Origin of the sequence: Vibrio sp. OPT41 (assembly GCF_015163595.1) — a bacterium.
Lineage (GTDB): Bacteria > Pseudomonadota > Gammaproteobacteria > Enterobacterales > Vibrionaceae > Vibrio > Vibrio alginolyticus.
The window spans coordinates 1-19,196 of record NZ_JADDYH010000001.1 but is presented as its reverse complement, the minus strand read 5'-3'; the positions used below and the strand labels follow the sequence as shown (position 1 = coordinate 19,196).

Annotated in this window: 16 protein-coding genes; 9 read left to right on the top strand and 7 right to left on the bottom strand. The window is 46.5% G+C overall.

From position 1 onward, the window contains the following. Positions 1 to 259: 259 nt before the first annotated feature. The 4 genes from ggt to rarD form a co-directional block, all read right to left on the bottom strand. On the bottom strand, positions 260 to 2,026 hold the full coding sequence (ggt, locus tag IQP38_RS00080; protein ID WP_054575523.1) for a gamma-glutamyltransferase: 1,767 nt from the start codon (positions 2,024 to 2,026) through the stop codon (positions 260 to 262). 111 nt (positions 2,027 to 2,137) lie between these two features. Beyond that, on the bottom strand, positions 2,138 to 2,797 hold the full coding sequence (locus tag IQP38_RS00075) for a LysE family translocator (protein ID WP_005382916.1): 660 nt from the start codon (positions 2,795 to 2,797) through the stop codon (positions 2,138 to 2,140). Between the two features lie 91 nt (positions 2,798 to 2,888). Then, complete coding sequence (locus IQP38_RS00070) at positions 2,889 to 3,686, bottom strand: AraC family transcriptional regulator (RefSeq protein WP_054575524.1); 798 nt, start codon at positions 3,684 to 3,686, stop codon at positions 2,889 to 2,891. A gap of 71 nt (positions 3,687 to 3,757) precedes the next feature. Further along, on the bottom strand, positions 3,758 to 4,675 hold the full coding sequence (gene rarD / locus IQP38_RS00065) for an EamA family transporter RarD (protein WP_005382912.1): 918 nt from the start codon (positions 4,673 to 4,675) through the stop codon (positions 3,758 to 3,760). 178 nt (positions 4,676 to 4,853) lie between these two features. On the opposite strand from rarD, the gene recQ reads away from it, so the two are divergent. From recQ to IQP38_RS00050, 3 genes are all read left to right on the top strand, one after another. Next, positions 4,854 to 6,689, top strand: a complete 1,836-nt coding sequence (recQ, locus tag IQP38_RS00060) for an ATP-dependent DNA helicase RecQ (protein ID WP_193837148.1) — start codon at positions 4,854 to 4,856, stop codon at positions 6,687 to 6,689. A gap of 9 nt (positions 6,690 to 6,698) precedes the next feature. Continuing rightward, positions 6,699 to 7,004, top strand: coding sequence for a DUF3630 family protein (locus IQP38_RS00055; protein ID WP_005378772.1), 306 nt, complete (start codon positions 6,699 to 6,701; stop codon positions 7,002 to 7,004). A gap of 234 nt (positions 7,005 to 7,238) precedes the next feature. Then, positions 7,239 to 7,913: a 7-cyano-7-deazaguanine/7-aminomethyl-7-deazaguanine transporter gene (locus IQP38_RS00050; protein ID WP_005378770.1), complete on the top strand. Its 675-nt coding sequence runs from the start codon at positions 7,239 to 7,241 to the stop codon at positions 7,911 to 7,913. Positions 7,914 to 8,136: 223 nt separating this feature from the next. On the opposite strand, the gene IQP38_RS00045 is transcribed toward IQP38_RS00050, so the two are convergent. From IQP38_RS00045 to rhlB, 3 genes are all read right to left on the bottom strand, one after another. Further along, entirely contained in the window at positions 8,137 to 9,780 is a 1,644-nt protein-coding gene (locus tag IQP38_RS00045) for a sugar nucleotide-binding protein (protein ID WP_193837147.1), read from the bottom strand. Positions 9,781 to 9,952: 172 nt separating this feature from the next. Next, the gene (gene gppA / locus IQP38_RS00040; protein WP_005382885.1) at positions 9,953 to 11,446 is read right to left on the bottom strand and encodes a guanosine-5'-triphosphate,3'-diphosphate diphosphatase; all 1,494 of its coding nucleotides are present in this window, start codon (positions 11,444 to 11,446) and stop codon (positions 9,953 to 9,955) included. 20 nt (positions 11,447 to 11,466) lie between these two features. Further along, positions 11,467 to 12,786 (bottom strand): ATP-dependent RNA helicase RhlB, encoded by a 1,320-nt coding sequence (gene rhlB / locus IQP38_RS00035; protein WP_005378764.1) that lies wholly within the window; start codon positions 12,784 to 12,786, stop codon positions 11,467 to 11,469. A gap of 111 nt (positions 12,787 to 12,897) precedes the next feature. On the opposite strand from rhlB, the gene trxA reads away from it, so the two are divergent. From trxA to fre, 6 genes are all read left to right on the top strand, one after another. Then, a complete protein-coding gene (gene trxA / locus IQP38_RS00030; RefSeq protein ID WP_004745500.1) occupies positions 12,898 to 13,224 on the top strand; it encodes a thioredoxin TrxA in 327 nt (108 codons plus the stop codon). Between the two features lie 196 nt (positions 13,225 to 13,420). Next, entirely contained in the window at positions 13,421 to 14,680 is a 1,260-nt protein-coding gene (gene rho / locus IQP38_RS00025) for a transcription termination factor Rho (protein WP_005378757.1), read from the top strand. A gap of 105 nt (positions 14,681 to 14,785) precedes the next feature. Then, the gene (locus IQP38_RS00020) at positions 14,786 to 15,778 is read left to right on the top strand and encodes a hypothetical protein (RefSeq protein WP_005378756.1); all 993 of its coding nucleotides are present in this window, start codon (positions 14,786 to 14,788) and stop codon (positions 15,776 to 15,778) included. 91 nt (positions 15,779 to 15,869) lie between these two features. Continuing rightward, the gene (ubiD, locus tag IQP38_RS00015; protein WP_054577388.1) at positions 15,870 to 17,723 is read left to right on the top strand and encodes a 4-hydroxy-3-polyprenylbenzoate decarboxylase; all 1,854 of its coding nucleotides are present in this window, start codon (positions 15,870 to 15,872) and stop codon (positions 17,721 to 17,723) included. Continuing rightward, positions 17,720 to 17,989, top strand: coding sequence for a 2Fe-2S iron-sulfur cluster-binding protein (locus IQP38_RS00010; protein WP_009696789.1), 270 nt, complete (start codon positions 17,720 to 17,722; stop codon positions 17,987 to 17,989). Before ubiD ends, IQP38_RS00010 begins: the two co-directional genes overlap by 4 nt. A gap of 14 nt (positions 17,990 to 18,003) precedes the next feature. Then, complete coding sequence (fre, locus tag IQP38_RS00005; protein WP_005382872.1) at positions 18,004 to 18,717, top strand: NAD(P)H-flavin reductase; 714 nt, start codon at positions 18,004 to 18,006, stop codon at positions 18,715 to 18,717. The last annotated feature ends 479 nt before the right edge of the window (positions 18,718 to 19,196 follow it).

Genomic DNA, 19,196 nt, shown 5'->3' with positions numbered 1-19,196 from the left:
CTTCTTCCTGAAGTTCACCAAGTCCGTGGTGTTTCCTGTTCCGTGTCAGCATCCTTCCGACAGGTTTAATATTACGTGTTTAACGATTTCCAACAACGGGCTAATCTCACATTTTTTAACTCTCTTAGCGTTCAAAAAAGATACATGAGTATTAAATTCAATGGCTTATGCTCTTTTCTGTACGGTTTTACCATTAAAAAAGAGAGGTTTGCTCAACCCTTTGTGAGAGATCTCGCACAAGGGGTCGAGCGAAAGACTCTTACTGCCCGATAGCGGCACCTTCACGTCTTGGATCCGCAGCGCCTTCAAGACCGTCTTTTGTTATTCGTATCGCATGCAGACCAGAGTTCAAATCCCGAACATCGGTTTTAAAGCCCATCTTCTCCAGAGCAGGCTGTAAGCCCTCTGCGGCGGTACCTTGCTCAATATCTAAGGTGCCAAAACGGTTCAGCAATCGTGGCTGATTAATCGCGCTTTGGATGTCCATATCCCATTGCGTGTGGGCGATAATGGCTTGTGCGACGTAACCAATAATGCGGCTGCCACCCGGTGAGCCAATTGCCATGTAAGGCTTGTCATCCTTCATCATAATGGTTGGTGCCATAGATGAACGTGGGCGTTTGCCCGGTTCTAATCGGTTTGCGATTGGCACACCATCTTGATGCGTGCGGAAAGAGAAATCGGTCAGTTCGTTATTGAGCAAGAAGCCGCGCACCATCAAGCGTGAGCCAAAGGCGTTCTCGATGGTTGTTGTCATTGAAACCACATTGCCTTGCTTATCGACGATATTGAAATGGCTGGTGGAAGGCAACTCGATCGATTGGTCCATGCTTAAGTTCATGGCGTGCGACCAAGGAGGATTACCGGCTTCAGCCTTACTCAAGGCTTTACCGACTTGAATGAGCTCAGCACGTTGTTTGAGATAATCTTTATCAAGCAAGCCTTCGGTTGGCATTGGCACATAATCTTGGTCAGCCATGTATTTACCACGATCCGCGAACGCAAGGCGCGATGCATCGGCGATCACTTGCCATGATTTCGCGCTTTCGGCTCCCCAACCTTTAAGATCGTATTGCTCGGTGATCGCGAGAATCTGTCCAACCGTCAATGCGCCAGAGCTAGGTGGTCCCATGCCGCAGATATCATAGCTTTGATAAGCCGCACAAACCGGCTCACGTTGCTTGATTTGGAACGCATCAAAGTCAGGTTGTGCCAATACGCCAGGATTGCCCGGTGCATTCTGTACGGTCTTGATGATGTCTGTAGCGATATCGCCTTGATAGAAAGCTTTTGCCCCTTGCTCTGCAATTGCCGTCAGAGTTTGCGCGTATTCAGGGTTCTTCAACAACGTGCCTTCGGTTTTTGGTGAGCCGTCTGGATTGAAGAAGTAAGCCTTAGTCGCAGGGAAGCGTGATAGGCGCTTAGTATCTTTCTCAATCAGACTCGCGAGGCGAGGACTGACTTCGAAACCTTGCTCAGCCAAGGTAATCACGGGTTGGATGATCTTCTTCCATTCCAACTTGCCGTATTTCTGGTGCGTGTCCCACAGCAGTTTCACTGTACCAGGAGTGGCAACGGAGCGCCCGCCGACAACCGCATCGTAAAATTGTAGGGGTTGTCCTTTTTCGTCTAAAAAGAGTTTCGGCGTCGCGGCGAGCGGTGCGGTTTCGCGTCCATCATACGTAGTTAGTTTTTGTTTCTCACTGTCCCAATACACTAAGAAGGCGCCACCACCAATACCTGATGATTGCGGTTCTACCAAGCCCAGCATCAGCTGCACGGCAACCATAGCATCAATAGCATTACCACCTTGGGCAATAACATCCGCACCAGCTTGGGTTGCAATTGGGTTAGCAGCGGTAACCATATAATCTTTCGCTTTGACCAGTTGTTTTTGCTTGAAGCCAGTGCTGTGCTCCGGCGCAACCGCATCTGCTGCTTGGTTAGCAAAGACTGAGGTAGATAAGATTAGTGGGGAAGTAAGAAAAAGACCCGTGGTCACGAGTCGGTTGAACGTCCAATGCATGATGACTCTCCATGTTGCCAGTTTTGTGCTTTGAGCTTGGCAGTTATGGAGAGTCACGTCGAGTCAGCAATCTTAGAAATGTCGATTGTGCTACGCTTTTAAATCAGTACTTTATCCGATAAAAGTATTGATAGTTTGGTATAGAATACTGCCGCCCACTAGAGTAAATACCACGCCGCATAGACCGTCGATGTAGATACCCGCTTGTTGCAATTTACGCTGTAAGCGCTGTGTCGACAGCATCCATGCAAGGCTAGAGAACCAGAATAGCGACAAGCCAAACAGGATGACCAGTGCAATACCTTTGCCAGTAATCGACATACCTGCTGGGACTAAACTCGACATCAAACTGACAAAGAACACCAGGGCTTTTGGGTTAAGAATGTTGGTCGCAAACCCTTTAGCAAACGCTTGACGCTTATTGCTGATCACTAGGTTATTTTGCTTCTTAGGTTGATCCGTCTGTGGTTTTTGGATCATCGAGATCACGGCACGCAATGCGCCAATTCCCAAGTAGAGCAGGTAACTACCACCGAGCAGTTGTACCACGGAATACAGCACTGGGTGCTGGTGGACGACAAAACTCACACCTGTCAGGCTGAACAAAGAGTGCAGCAAAATACCGACGGACAATCCCAACGCAATGTACAAGCCAGTTTGACGACCATGACGCGTCGCATTTTGTACGACCAGCGCAAAGTCCGGACCTGGACTCATTAGGGCAATAAAGTGAATGCTGGCGAGTGTCAGCAATATGGTGGATTCATTCATAACACATCTCAAATTTAACCAATGCGGCTATTGTCGTGGTAAGTCACCCGTGGCGCTTGTAAAAAACTGACAGCTTTCTCGGTAAATGAAATTAACGAGTCACTTGAGAAGGGGAAACGCCGTAGGTCTGCTTAAACGCTTTGCTGAAATGCGCTTGATCGTAGAAACCGATTTGATGGGCGACGTCGGTACTACATTGGCCAGCTTGCAGTAACTTCATGCCTTGTTCGAGGCGCAGGCGTGCGAACCATGCATAAGGCGTCATGCCAGTTTGCGCTTTAAAGTGGCGCTGGAACTGAGTTGGGCTCAGTTGGCACAGTTCTGATAGCGAATCCAAACGCACCGCTTGGTCGAGGTTCGCCATTAGATAATCTTTTAACGTTCCAAGTGATTGATTTCCTAATGGCACCACTTTTTGTCGCTCAAGCGATCCGTAGCGATCAAAAAGCTGGTTAAATCCTTCAAAAGGAAGGCAATCTTTGGTGAGTTGGCTGAGGTTTTCACGACGAAGTAGCCCGTGTAAGTTACTAAGTTGTGAAAATATCTGTGGATCCGAGATGATCAGCTCGTTGAAGTGTATTATTTGACCGTTTTGCTTAAGATCAGCCAGATCGCTCAATAGGTGAGGTTCGATCGCAAACACATTCACTTCGTAGCCACTTTCGAGCTTAGATTGCCCGTCGTGCAGCTCATCCGGCGGCATAATCACAATTTGCCCGTGACCAACTTGGTGGCTGTTACCTTGGTATTGGAACTTCTGCGCACCATGCGTGATCAGGCCGAGATGAAAATCCAGATGGTAATGCCTTTGAAAAGCAAATTTCTGGTATTTCGCCTCTATTAGACTCAAGTTGTCATGGTCGGTTGCGTAGTACTGAATATGTTCCATTAAATAAAAAAGCTTGGTCACATTATGACCAAGCTTATCTGGCAATTTCTAACTTGTCTTGTAAAAAACGATCACTGTGGCTGAACGATTCGGCGTGAGCGACGGTTATTACGTAATCCATCAAAGCTAAACACGACTAGTGCTCCCCAAATAAAGACGAAAGTGATCGCTTTATCCATGGTAAAGGGTTCGCCATACATCAATACTGCAAGTAAAAACATTAAGCTTGGGCCTATATATTGGAAAAAGCCCAAAGTCGATAATTTGAGTCTTGTTGCTGCACCCGTAAAGCACAGCAGTGGCAGGGTTGTTATAACCCCAGCCGCGATCAACAAACTATTTAACGTAAGTGGATTCGTAAGCATATTTGAGGTTGGTGTATCGGCAACAAAAAGCAAATAAACAGCGGCCACTGGCAGTAGAAGTAATGTCTCGATAAACAAGCCAGTTTTTGCATCGACACTGACTTTCTTTCTTAATAAGCCATAAAAGCCGAAGCTCATTGCTAACGCCATCGCAACAACAGGTACGGAGCCAAATACAATCAGTTGAACGAGTACGCCACAACCTGCCAATACAACCGCGAACCACTGTAATTTACGCAGTCGCTCACCAAGGAAGACCATCCCGAGTAAGACGTTGATCAGTGGGTTAATGTAATAACCTAAGCTGGCGTCGAGCATATGATTCGAGTTTACCGCCCAAATGAAAATCAACCAATTGCCGCCAATTAGCATGGAACTTGCGATCAGGTAAGCGATTTTCGTTTTGTCTTTCGCGATGTGGTAAGCCGAGCGCCAGTGACGGCCAAAATGGAGGAGTGCAGCAAGCAAAAAGAAAGACCATATCACTCGGTGGCTTAGAATTTCCAAAGGAGATACTTGTGCGATGGACTTAAAGTACATCGGCGCAATGCCCCACATGGTATACGCGCCAATCGCTAGCAAGATACCTTGCCGCGCGCGTTGTTGTTCGTCTTCTGGTGTCATGAAGTGTCACCTAATTGTGTGTTTTATAGAGCAGAAAATCAGTATACGAGTCGTGATGCGAAACACCTAACAATTTGCGGTTTTATTCACCATGAAACCCCATTACAATGTGCCCTCACTTTGTGTGCCAGTGGTATGCATAAGCACCTCTTTTTTAAGACCCAATCTGAGACTTTTCATGACCTCGACCTTGTTAGCCGAACAATCTGATTTGCCTGTAACGCCTCAACGTGTGTTGGAGGATGTGTTTGGTTACCAAGAGTTCCGTGATGGTCAGCAGTTGGTGATTGACGCTGCGATAGAAGGTCGCGACAGCTTAGTTATTCTGCCTACTGGTGGCGGTAAGTCGCTGTGTTATCAAATCCCTGCTTTGGTTCGCTCTGGTATTACTTTGGTGATTTCTCCGCTTATTTCGCTGATGAAAGACCAAGTGGACCAGCTTAAAGCCAACGGTGTAGCGGCTGAATGCATTAACTCGACCATGCCTCGTGAAGAACTGCTCAGCGTGTATAACCGCATGCACACTGGTCATCTTAAGTTGGTGTACGTCTCGCCAGAACGCGTATTGATGCGTGATTTCATTGAGCGCTTGGAAAACTTGCCGCTATCGATGATTGCCGTCGATGAAGCGCATTGTATTTCCCAGTGGGGACACGACTTCCGTCCAGAATACGCCGCGCTTGGTCAACTTAAGCAGCAGTTTTCCCATGTGCCATTTATGGCGCTGACGGCGACGGCGGATGATGCAACGCGCCGAGATATTCTTGAGCGTCTGCAACTGAATAATCCAGAGGTTTATCTAGGCAGCTTCGACCGTCCTAACATTCGCTACAACTTAGTTGAGAAGCACAAGCCGGTTTCGCAAATCGTTCGTTATCTTGAAACCCAAAAGGGTAACTGCGGCATCATCTATTGTGGTAGCCGTAAGAAAGTTGAGATGGTGACCGAGAAGCTGTGCAACAACCACATTCGTGCTGCTGGTTATCACGCAGGTATGGACGCTGATGAGCGCGCTTACGTTCAAGAAGCTTTCCAACGTGATGACATCCAAATTGTAGTGGCGACCGTGGCATTCGGTATGGGCATCAACAAACCAAACGTGCGCTTTGTGGTTCACTTTGATATCCCGCGCAATATCGAGTCCTACTACCAGGAAACCGGTCGTGCAGGGCGTGATGGTCTACCTGCGGAAGCCATGATGTTGTATGACCCAGCGGACATCAGTTGGCTGCGCCGTATGTTGGATGAGAAAGACGATGGTCCACAGAAGCAGGTGGAAACCCACAAACTGAATGCGATGAGTGCCTTTGCTGAGGCGCAGACTTGTCGTCGTCAGGTGCTATTAAATTACTTTGGTGAGTATCGTGAGAAGCCATGTGGCAACTGCGATATTTGCTTAGATCCACCGAAACACTTTGATGCCACGGAAGAAGCGCGTAAGGCGTTATCTTGTGTCTATCGCGTTAATCAAAGCTTTGGTATGGGTTACGTGGTAGAAGTGCTACGTGGCATGCAAAACATTCGTGTACGTGAAAACGGCCACGATAAGATTTCTACCTACGCGATAGGTCGCGATCATAGCCACGATTACTGGGTGAGTATCTTCCGTCAGTTAATCCACAAAGGGCTGTTGTTTCAAAACATCACGCGTAACTCAACGCTGCAACTTACCGAAGAGGCGCGTCCGCTTTTGCGTGGCGATGTGACCCTAGAGTTAGCGGTTCCACGTTTAGACACCGCAGCACGTGCGGCTAAATCAGATAAACTGACCAGCAAGAACTACGACAAAAAGCTGTTTGCTAAGTTACGTAAGCTGCGTAAGTCGATTGCTGATGAAGATGGTTTGCCACCATACGTGGTCTTCAGTGACGCAACTTTGATTGATATGGCGGAAATTCTGCCAACGTCTTACGGCGAAATGCTGGCAGTTAGCGGTGTTGGTCAGCGCAAACTAGAGAAGTACGCCGATCCATTCCTTGATTTGATTCAAGAACACATTACTCACCACGGATAAGGAACCAAGATGCAAAAGGAATTTGGCTTAGCGGACTATATGGCACAAGAAGGGCGCTTAATCATTACTGCGCCGAGCTTTGACCTTGATAGCTTTCCTGCTTTAGGTGAGCGTTTAGTCGGCTTGCTTTCTGCTACTGTGGTGGAAAAGCAGTGGGATGCAGATATTCACTCTTGGCTGATCGACTTTGAAGGTTGCCGACTGTTTATGAAAGCAGAGCATTACAGCGAAGCGATTTGGTTTGAAGCGTTAGCGATTGAAGAGAGCAGGGAAGAGTTGGATTATCTTGCAGGATTGTTCCAGCGCGGCTTCTAGAAATAGCATTTTTCTTGAAAGGGTGTTTCACATGAAACACCCTTTTTTATGCTCAAACGTTTGCGTAAAACAGACGACTTGCGGCGAAAAGTGGTTAATGTATAATCGCCCACCGCTTCGCTCAGAATGAGCCAAGCCAGTTTATTTTTCATTTTACATTGTTGGTAAGAGCCACTTTATTCAGTGACTCGATTTGGGTTCCCTCACCCCCAAACCAAACTAAAAAGGTATCGCATGAGTAACTTTACCCCTGCGCAGCAGCGCAACGCCCTTATCTATCTGGTTCTATTCCACCTAGTCATTATTGCATCTAGCAATTACCTAGTTCAGCTACCGTTTACTATTTTCGGTTTCCATACCACTTGGGGCGCATTCACTTTCCCATTTATATTCCTAGCGACTGACTTAACTGTGCGTATTTTCGGTGCTCAGTTGGCGCGTAAGATCATCTTCTTAGTGATGTTGCCTGCTTTGGCAGTGTCTTACTTCTTATCGGTGGTGTTCTTCGAAGGTCAATTCCAAGGTTTTGGTCACCTAGGGGAATTTAACTTATTCGTTGCTCGTATCGCGATTGCTAGCTTCATGGCGTACCTACTTGGTCAGATCATGGATGTGCACGTGTTCAACCGCCTACGTCAAATGAAGCAATGGTGGGTGGCACCAACGTGTTCAACGCTTTTCGGTAATGCACTTGATACCATCGCTTTCTTCGCCATTGCGTTCTACCAAAGCCCAGATCCATTTATGGCTGAGCATTGGACGGAAATCGCGCTGGTGGATTACGGCTTCAAACTGATTATTAGTCTTGGTTTGTTCGTTCCTATGTATGGCGTACTACTGAATTACCTAATTAAGAAGCTGACTGCGGTGAACCCTGACTTTAAGGTGACCACAAGCGTTCAGTCTTAATATCAGTGGGAACCCCGAAAGCCGCTTGCTCAAATCAAGCGGCTTTTTTGTGCCTGTTTACTTGGGGTTAGAGGGTTTTGTACAGCATGGGGAGTAATTAGATCATGGGTGTCCAAAAGCTCCCTAAGCTGTACAAAGGTAAAAATGGAGTAATAAAAAAGGTCCCGAGTGAGACCTTTTTATCGAAGTTACGGAACGTAGAGGAAGCTAGTTGGTGAAATGGCTAACGGAGCATCTTCTCAATCAAAATGGCTTTTTTCGCATCGAAGGCGCCAAGTTGCAGGCCGTTCTCCCAACTGATGCTTTGATTGAACATCGCCAGCATCAAACCGACACTGCGTTGATTGGCGTCCTGCCAGCAATCAGATTCGCTGTACTCTCCATCATTTATCGCGTTGCCATTAACGAGAATGGGCTCGAAACGCCATTTTTCGCCGACACGGTAGTAGCCTTTACTGGTTAAGGTCTGGTTGGATTGAATCGTTAAAATGTGCTCGATGCCCGGCTCACCGGTTAATTCAAATACAAATCTTAGCTGGTGGTCGCCACATTGCAGCTCAACGATCAGTTGGCCGTTTTCCTCAATCAGTGTTGACTGAGAGTAGTCTCCGAAGCAGTGCAGCAACCAAGAAATAGGGTGACTGGCTGTTTCAAGAAACCACTCTTTGAGTGTGAAGGTGCCCGGTAGGTTAACTTGGGTGATTAGATTGACCACACAAGGTTGGGTTTGCGAGGTGAGCCATTTCTCTATCGTCTTGGCGGTCTCTAGCTGAGCAAAGGCGTAATTAACCAATAGGTTGGAGTTCGGTTGCTGCCAGTGAGTGATGTCGGAATTCAATCCCACCAATGGCTTTTCACAAATCAGCTTGGTTGAACCTAACGTCTTTATGATCTCTGCATGAGTATGCGCAGGTGTCGCGATGGTCACGACATCGAGTTGTTTGAGTGCGCTGATGTTCGTTTCTACCTTTAGGATTGCTTCCTCACTGCACGCTTGCTGAAGCGGTTCTATTTGGTTGGCGCATAACGTTGTGACCGATACACCATTGTTTCGATAGTGGGGAATGTGCGTGCGTCCCCAGTTGATTCCTATGATGCCAGCTTGTTTGATTTGCTCTGGCTTGTTGAAACGTTCACTCAATGGCGGCAAGGCAATTCGTTCATCTGTTAGACGTTGGTCATGGTGATAATCATTGCTTGGCAGCACTTGCCATGGCTTGTTGTAATGCTGCTTGAGTGCACAAACGAGTTCGTAGAAATTCCACTTATCCTTTAAGTTGCTATCAAAATGGTATAAACCTGCTTCGTTCCGCTCAATAAGCTGCAAAAAGGCGAGTGCAGTATCGTCCATATGAGAAGTCGCGGGATACCAAACTGTACTAGCGGTAATAACGCCGTTCTCTTCATATTGGCGGTCGAGATGCGCCAACATGTTATTGCCTTCTGCTTGGTGATGGAGCTGCCAACCAATTCGAGCAATCATCGCATCTGGATTTGCTTGCCAGATTGCATCTTCACAACGAACTTTGTATTTGCCGTATTCATCTTGGGTGTTTCTTTCTTCAAAGATGCCATAAGGCCCATTTTTTGTGGCATCAAATACCATTGCTGTACTGACAAAAAGATAAGGAATGTTGCGCTGTTTGCAGTGCTCACCAAGCCACGCTGCCCACGCTTCACTCCCCATCGCCATGTGGCACACCGCATCAATGTGGTGCTGTTGCCAAAATTGCTCACTTTGCTGTGGATCATCTGGTGGGATTTGGTGGTGATTCCATTCCAATACGTTCCAGCCACGGAGGTGGAACTGATGAGCAACTTTAGGGGCGAGGGTGCCAGTTAAGCCAGTCATTAAAACGGTTTTCATTATGGTGCATCTTGGTTGGCTAAATCGTGCTTATCAATAAAGCATGGCTGTTTTTCGATGTAGAGCGGAGAAGCTGAGATTTTTGCTGGGCAGCACGTTTTGTAGGGGAAGTAGAAGCAAAAAAACCCAAGCGAACGCCTGGGCTTTAGTATTGTAAGGCAGTGATATTCGCTTATTTTGCTACGATATTTAATGGCCAGCCGATGTCTGTCTGACGGTTGGATTCAATTTCCAACTCAGCCGCAGTCAGTGGGTTTTTCTCTAGCCATTGCGCATCAATGTGTAACGTTAGATTGTCGCCTTCAACCGTTAGAGTCACATTTGGCTCTAGATCAGGATTGCGACGATGGCTGAGTAGAACCGCAAGACGCAACAGTCTCAATACTCGTTTGGCACTTGAGCCTGATAATGCATGCTGCTCAGGTAAAGAAGTGAGCTGTTCGCGATAGCGACGAGCCACTTCACCAATAAAGAACTTCTGCGCGCGCGTGTAACCAGGCAGATCCAAATTCTGCAGCAAGTAAGCACTATGCTCTCCGCCTTTTTTGAAATCGATAGTTAAACCAATTTCATGCAGTTTTGCGGCGGTCTCGAGTAATATCTTGCCCTGAGGCTCTGTAATCCACTCATCGCCCCCAGCTTGCTGTAAAAGCGTGTGTGCCAGAGTAGCGACTTGTTCGCCGTATTGGTGATCGAGCTGATAGCGATTTTGTACGCTAGCGATAGTGCGGGCACGAATGTCTTCTTGGCGAAGCTCTTCAACCATCTCATACACTAAGCCCTCGCGTAGTGCGCCGCCAGCGAGTGTCATAGCATCGATTTCAAGCAATTCAAAAACGGCAATCAAAATAGAGAGGCCACTAGGGAACACTAATGCCCGCTCAAGTGTTAAGCCTTCAATATCGAGCTCTTCTAAATGGTCGGCCAACATGGCTTGCTTCTGTAGACGCTTGAGTTTGGAGTGAGTGATTACTTCGTCCATGCCTTGCGCCAGCATTATCTCTTGCAATGCCTGAACAGTGCCTGATGCACCAACACACACATCCCAACCAATTTCTGTATAACGTTCTAAAATCGGCTGAATGGTCTGTTTCGCTCCTTCAATTGCCGCGTCAAAGTTACGAGCATTCAATTGACGATCTTTAAAGAAGTTTTCAAGCCAAGTCACGCAGCCCATTTTTAAGCTGGTCAGTGCTTTGGCTTCGAAACCTTCACCGATAATCAGTTCGGTACTTGCTCCACCGATATCGACTACAAGGCGACGACCACTACCGCCAGAGGTGTGAGCGACACCTTTATAGATAGTGGCTGCTTCTTCTTCACCAGTAATCACTTCGATAGGCTGGCCTAGAATTTGGTTAGCCTTTTCTAAAAACACATCTACATTGGTCGCGGTACGTAATGTTGCAGTACCGACGATGCGAATGTTTTGTTTAGGAATGTCCTGCAAGCGTTCCGCAAATAGACTTAAGCAGTCCCATCCTCGCTGCATAGCTTCCATACTAAGAGAATTATGTTCATCTAAGCCCGCTGCTAGACGAACTTTGCGCTTAATTTTAGCCATTGTTTGAACGCTGCCATCGATGTGACGCACAACGAGCATGTGAAAACTGTTCGACCCGAGGTCGATGGCGGCATATAGCGGTGATGATCCTGCTTGACTCATAAAACGAACTCAGTTTCCTATTACGATTGTTTTGGTGCCGATTGACGCGGTTGGCGTGGACGACGTCCCTGCGGCTTACGGTTACCAGAACCAGAGCGGGTACCGCCAGTATTCGTGCGGCGCTGTTGGTTGCGTGGTGCACGCATACGAATCGGAGCCGGTAGATCTTGAATCAGTGCCGACGAATCGTACTCTGAAACTGGGATTGTATGCTCAATGTATTCTTCGATTGCTGGTAGGTTAACCGCGTACTCTTCACAAGCAAAACTGATCGAATGACCGCTCGCACCAGCGCGACCAGTACGGCCAATACGGTGAACATAATCTTCACAGTCGTCAGGAAGGTCGTAGTTGAAAACGTGCGTTACCTGAGGAATATGCAAACCACGCGCTGCAACGTCAGTTGCAACTAAGATGTCGACATCACCTTTGGTGAATTGCTCAAGAATCTTCTCACGCTTCTTCTGCGGTACATCGCCAGTAAGAAGGCCTACACGGTGTCCATCGGCAGCCAAATGACCCCAAACCGATTCACACTTATGCTTGGTATTGGCAAAAATGATAGCGCGATCTGGCCACTCTTCTTCAATTAGTGTTTGAAGCAGCGCCATTTTGTCTTCATTCGAAGGATAGAAAAGCTCTTCCTGGATACGGTGGCCAGTTTTTTGTTCTGGTTCGACAACGACATGCTCAGGAGTATTCATGTGTTCGAATGCCAGTTCTTGAACGCGGTAAGAAAGCGTAGCTGAGAACAGCATGTTCAAACGCTCTTTTGGCTCAGGCATACGACGGAACAAGAAGCGAATGTCTTTAATAAAGCCAAGATCGAACATGCGGTCGGCTTCGTCCAGAACAACAGCTTGAATGTTGTTGAGGTTAAATACGCGCTGTTTGTAGAAGTCGATGATACGGCCTGTTGTTCCGATCAGAATATCTACGCCGTCTTGCAGTTTCGCAAGTTGCTTGTCGTAGCTTTCACCACCGTAAGCTAGAGCGGTTTTTAGACCTGTGCTTTCAGTTAATGATTCTGCATCATTGTAAATCTGAATAGCGAGCTCACGTGTAGGCGCCATAATAATTGCGCGTGGCTGTGTAGGCTTACGACCTTCATGTTCCGGAGTCGTCAGAAGGTGGTTGAACGTAGCAGTAAGAAACGCGAGCGTTTTACCAGTACCCGTTTGGGCCTGGCCTGCGATGTCTTGGCCGGTGAGCAGGACCGGCAACGCCAAGGCTTGGATAGGGGTACAAAATTCGAACCCTTTTTTGTCCAATCCTTCAATAACTTGGGGCTTTAAGCCCAAATCGGCGAACTTTTGCTCTGTGATATGCGTCTTTTTCATGGCTATAGAATATCAGCTAAAGCTTGCAATACGAAAGTAAATACATTCCAATAGGGCATCTAATTACTGGTTATCATCCAACCAGTTTCGAAAAACACATTGGAGTGGAAGATGAGTGATAAGATTTTGCAGCTAACTGATGACGGTTTTGAAAACGATGTAATCAACGCTGCAGGCCCGGTTCTAGTGGATTTTTGGGCAGAATGGTGTGGTCCTTGTAAAATGATCGCTCCTATTTTGGACGAAATCGCAGACGAGTACGAAGGCAAACTCACTATCGGTAAACTAAACATCGACCATAACGCAGGTACACCACCTAAGTTTGGTATTCGCGGCATTCCAACGCTATTACTATTTAAAGATGGTAACGTAGCGGCAACGAAAGTAGGTGCTCTGTCTAAAACTCAACTGAAAGAGTTCCTAGACGCAAACTTATAATCACCAAGTGATTACAGATAAAACCGTGCAAAGTTACAATGCACGGTTTTGTTTTTCTAACTCTGGACTAGAATACTAATTAGTGCTAACTTATCGCGCGTTAATTGAACAAATTTCTCTTCTTGGTCGATCCTGAGACCAAATCCATCTTAACTAGAAAACAGATCTTATTTTGACTAAACAAGAATCCACCACCATGAACCTTACCGAACTGAAGAACAGACCTGTGTCTGACCTTGTAAAACTGGGCGAAAGCTTAGGATTAGAGAACCTAGCTCGCTTAAGAAAACAAGACATCATCTTCGCGATTTTAAAAGCGCACGCGAAAGGCGGCGAAGACATCTTTGGCGATGGGGTTCTGGAAATTCTGCAAGACGGCTTTGGTTTCCTACGCAGTGCAGATAGTTCATACCTTGCGGGTCCGGACGATATCTACGTATCACCAAGTCAGATTCGTCGCTTTAACCTACGTACTGGTGACTCTATCGCTGGTAAAATTCGTCCACCAAAAGACGGTGAACGTTATTTTGCCCTTCTAAAAGTCAATACCGTTAACGACGATAAACCAGACAACGCCCGTAACAAGATCCTATTTGAAAACCTTACCCCTCTACATGCGAATGAGCGCATGGTGATGGAGCGTGGTAACGGTTCAACAGAAGACATTACAGCACGTGTTTTAGACTTGGCATCGCCAATCGGTAAAGGTCAACGTGGTCTGATTGTTGCTCCGCCTAAAGCGGGTAAAACAATGCTTCTGCAAAACATCGCGCAAAGCATCGCGTACAACCACCCAGAGTGTGAGTTGATGGTTCTTCTTATCGACGAACGTCCAGAAGAAGTAACTGAGATGCAGCGCCTAGTTAAAGGTGAAGTGGTTGCGTCGACTTTCGATGAGCCAGCATCTCGTCACGTACAAGTAGCGGAAATGGTAATCGAGAAGGCAAAACGTCTTGTTGAACATAAGAAAGACGTGGTTATCTTGCTTGACTCTATCACTCGCCTAGCTCGTGCTTACAACACCGTAGTGCCTTCATCAGGTAAAGTACTAACAGGTGGTGTGGATGCAAACGCATTACATCGTCCTAAGCGTTTCTTCGGTGCTGCACGTAACGTAGAAGAAGGCGGCAGCCTAACTATCATCGCAACGGCACTAGTAGATACTGGTTCTAAAATGGATGAAGTTATCTACGAAGAGTTCAAGGGTACAGGTAACATGGAACTGCACTTGAACCGTAAGATTGCTGAGAAGCGTGTATTCCCAGCGATTGACTTCAACCGCTCAGGTACACGTCGAGAAGAGCTACTGACGAAGACTGACGAACTACAGAAGATGTGGATTCTGCGTAAGATTGTTCACCCAATGGGCGAAATCGACGCAATGGAATTCCTAATCGACAAGCTAGCGATGACGAAGACCAACGATGAGTTCTTCGATGCGATGCGTCGTCAATAGTCTCAAATAGTCATTCTGCGAAAAGCCACCGTATATCGGTGGCTTTTTTATTGCTTTCTCCCGATAGAAGTATCAGAATGAAGGAAATGTTATCGGGAGGTTAACATGCAACAAGGAATGTTGTCGTCATTACTCCTGAGCTTGTCACTTATCACTCTACCTGCGACATTATCTGCCAAGGAAATGCATGAGTCTGTAGTAGAGCAGTGGCTTCAGGATACTCAAATACAGACTAAAGTCTCTGAACTGCTTGATTACGCTGTCAGAGATGAAGTCGACTCGCTTAAATTCGCCCTTGATAGACTTGCTTTGCCTCAACAAGAGGTGGTGCGCTTTCAATTATTGGAAAAGCTTGAAAAGCAAGATGTGATTCTCACGCCTCGAATGGCTCTGTTTGTTGAGTCCCAGATCCGTATGACCCCGACTTATCAAGTGTTAGAGCGAGGTGATGGGTATGAATTTAGTGTACCCGCTTTTAACTTTCCCGTTATTGCGAGTCGCTTGATTAAGCGTTGGAAACAAGACCAAAGTACCTTGGACTTTGTCTTACAAGCTGAACGAAGAGAGCTTAACTTAAAGCAATGGCTTACAGGGCCATCTCAACAAGCTCAAGCACGTGAAGCGCTTTTGATTCGAGAGTTAGACAGCTTATCACCCAATGCGCTTGCTGCATTAACGGCCCAGTTAACCAAAGCAAATGTGACCAGTTGGTTACCATCGACGGCCGTGATAGTCAGGTTGGCACAAGTTAGTCAGGATGAGGAAGTGTACAACTTACTCTGGCGGATGAAAGCTGATTACAACAGCCAGTCCGAACTTGAGCGTTTAGCTGCGGTTGGAGACGTTTTTTCCATTCAGCAATTGATGAATGCCACAGTTAACCCATCACTCAAGCCAGAAGCTATTAGTCTACTTACAAAATCTAACCCTCTATCTCCGCAAGTAAAGCAGTTTCTAGTTAGAAAAATGGCGTTATCAGAAGAAGCAACCATGGTTGCTCGAGAGCTTGCTCAACAAGGGCATCAAACCTGGTTGGAAGAGTTAGTATCTTCGAACCATCAGATAAAGACTCGGCAGATTGAACAAGTATTAAAGTAATCTGGCTCACATACCCACACAAAATAGGAGGATCTTAGCGTCCTCCTATTTGTTATACTGCGGACAGTTTAATCAGCCAGCATGAAGGCCTATGAGTTTTAAGGATTTACGCGAATTTATCGACCACCTAGAACAGAAAGGTCGACTTAAACGCATCACTCACCCTGTCGATCCCGCTTATGAAATGACAGAAATCAGCGACCGCACCTTGCGTGCTGGTGGACCTGCGCTGTTGTTTGAGAACCCAATCGGCTACGACGTACCTGTTTTGACTAACCTGTTTGGTACACCAGAGCGTGTCGCAATCGGTATGGGACGTGAAGATGTTAAAGAATTAAGAGAAGTCGGTAAGCTGCTGGCTTATTTAAAAGAACCTGAGCCACCAAAAGGCTTCAAAGACGCTTTAGAAAAACTGCCTGTGTTCAAACAAGTATTGAACATGCCGGCTAAGCGTTTACGTAAAGCACCATGCCAAGACATTGTTTGGCAAGGTGATGAAGTCGACTTGGATAAAATTCCGGTAATGAGCTGCTGGGCAGAAGATGTAGCGCCGCTGCTTACTTGGGGCTTAACCGTAACCAAAGGTCCAAGTAAGAAACGTCAGAACCTAGGCATTTACCGTCAGCAGAAAATTGCCAAGAACAAAATCATCATGCGTTGGTTAGCCCATCGTGGTGGTGCGCTTGATCTGCGCGATTGGATGGAAACCAACCCAGGTAAACCTTTCCCAGTTTCGGTCGCGTTTGGTGCAGACCCAGCAACCATTCTTGGTGCAGTAACACCAGTGCCAGATACGCTATCGGAATACGCATTTGCAGGTTTGCTACGTGGAAGCAAAACGGAAGTCGTGAAGTCAGTCAGCAACGATTTGGAAGTGCCAGCGAGCGCGGAAATCGTGATGGAAGGCTATATCGACCCGAACGAGTTTGCTGATGAAGGTCCTTACGGTGACCACACTGGCTACTATAACGAAAAAGAAAAGCACCACGTATTTACTATTACGCACATTACTATGCGTAAAGACCCTATTTATCACAGCACCTACACAGGTCGTCCGCCAGATGAACCAGCTGTATTGGGTGTGGCATTAAACGAAGTGTTTGTGCCTATTCTGCAAAAGCAATTCCCAGAGATTGAAGACTTCTATCTTCCGCCAGAAGGTTGTTCGTACCGAATGGCCGTCGTCACCATGAAGAAGCAGTACCCAGGACATGCCAAGCGCGTAATGATGGGCGTGTGGTCTTTCTTACGTCAATTTATGTATACCAAGTTTGTTATTGTGTGCGATGAATCGGTAAACGCACGAGATTGGAATGATGTCGTGAAAGCCATGTCAGAGCATATGGATCCTGTACGTGATACCTTGATGATAGATAACACGCCAATCGACTCGCTCGACTTTGCTTCACCAGTGGTTGGGCTTGGCTCCAAAATGGGCTTGGATGCGACCATTAAATGGGATGCCGAGCTGGCGACGCGAACCGAGGTCACTGAGCGAGACAGCAAAGCGATTACCGAAGCAGAACTGAATGAGTTGAAACAGCAACGCCCTGAGATTGTTGACGTCTATCTTCCAGTTACAGCAAACAACCAATTTGCTGTCGTGACTATGAAGAAAGACCAAGCTGGTCAATCCCAAGAATTGATGGAACATCTATGGGGCTTCTTTGCTCAGTACACGGATAACAAATTCATCATTTTGTGCGACGATGACGTTAATGCACGAGATTGGAATGACATCATTTGGGCGGTGACAACTCGAATGGACCCAGATAGAGACACGATTCAAGTGCTTGGTAAGACTGAGAGTTCATCCCAATTAGGACTGGATGCGACCAACAAGTTCGAATCTGAAGTCACGCGCGAGTGGGGTACGCCTATCAAAAAAGATCCTAAACTTGTGGCTAAAGTCGATGAGATTTGGGACCAGTTAGGTATTCTATGAGTCATCAAGTCCACCTTCTACCAATGGACGTTACATTCCAAGTAAAAGAAGGGGAGACGGTGTTGGAAGCTGCGCTCAACAACAATATTCGCTTCCCACACCGTTGCCAAGTTGGCGCTTGCGCCATGTGCATGTGTAAAAAGCTAACGGGCGAGGTGAGCTATCACCTCGAACCTATGCTAACCGAAAAAGAGCAACAGCAAGGTTGGATATTCCCTTGCCAAGCCTATACAGAAAGTAATTTAGTGCTTACTTTTGACGAGTAAGCGAGAGGAACACCATGACCATCCAATGTAAAGTAAAGTCTATTCAGCCGTTAGCTTGTAATACTTACCAAATCCTTCTTCATCCAGAATCACCAGTGCCTTTTAAAGCGGGTCAGTACCTAATGGTGGTGATGGGTGAAAAAGACAAACGTCCTTTCTCTATCGCAAGCAGCCCTTGTCGTCATGAAGGTGAACTTGAACTGCACATCGGTGCGGCGGAACACAACGCTTATGCACAAGAAGTTGTCGAAGCAATGCAAGCGGCGCTTGAAACTGATGGTCAGATTGAAATTGATGCGCCACATGGCGATGCTTGGGTTCAAGAAGAAAGCGAACGCCCATTATTATTAATTGCTGGTGGTACAGGCTTCAGTTACGTTCGCTCGATTCTGGATCACTGCGTAGCGCAGAATAAAACCAATCCTATCTATTTATATTGGGGGGCGCGCGATAACTGCCAGCTTTATGCTAAAGACGAACTGGTCGAGATTGCCGACAAGTTTGCCAATGTTCACTTTGTGCCAGTAGTAGAAGAAGCTCCTGCAGACTGGCAAGGTAAAGTTGGTAACGTGCTACAAGCTGTAGCTGAAGATTTCGAAAGCTTAGAAAACTACGATATCTATATTGCAGGTCGTTTTGAAATGGCTGGCGCAGCACGTGAACAGTTCACTCAGAACAAGAAAGCGAAGAGCGAACGTATGTTCGCAGACGCGTACGCATTCATTTAAATACGGCTTTTAAGGCAGAAAAAGAGGGTTTTTTACCCTCTTTTTTGCTTTTTTGATGAAATAGTCATCGAACAGTCATTTTTTTCCATTTTTTTTCAAAAAAGGGTTGCGAACGGATCTGAGTTCCCTATAATGCGCATCCACCGACACGGCAGACGCGATAAGGCTTCAGCAGGGTCGGAGAGGTGAAAGCTTCTACGAAAAATAAAATTGAAAAAAGTGTTTGACACTCTCAATTATCTCGTTAGAATGCACCTCCGCTTTGAGAGAAAAACTTCTCGCAAAGCAAGCTCTTTAACAATATAGACCTATCAATCTGTGTGGGCACTCGTTGATGATAATCCAATTCGATACTTCGGTATCAAATTAGGTTTCAATGAAACGAAGTGACCATTGAATCGAAAGATTCAGCACAGTCAATTCAAACATTACTTATGTAATGTTCAGTATTCATTGAGCCGACAAAATCTTAAATTGAA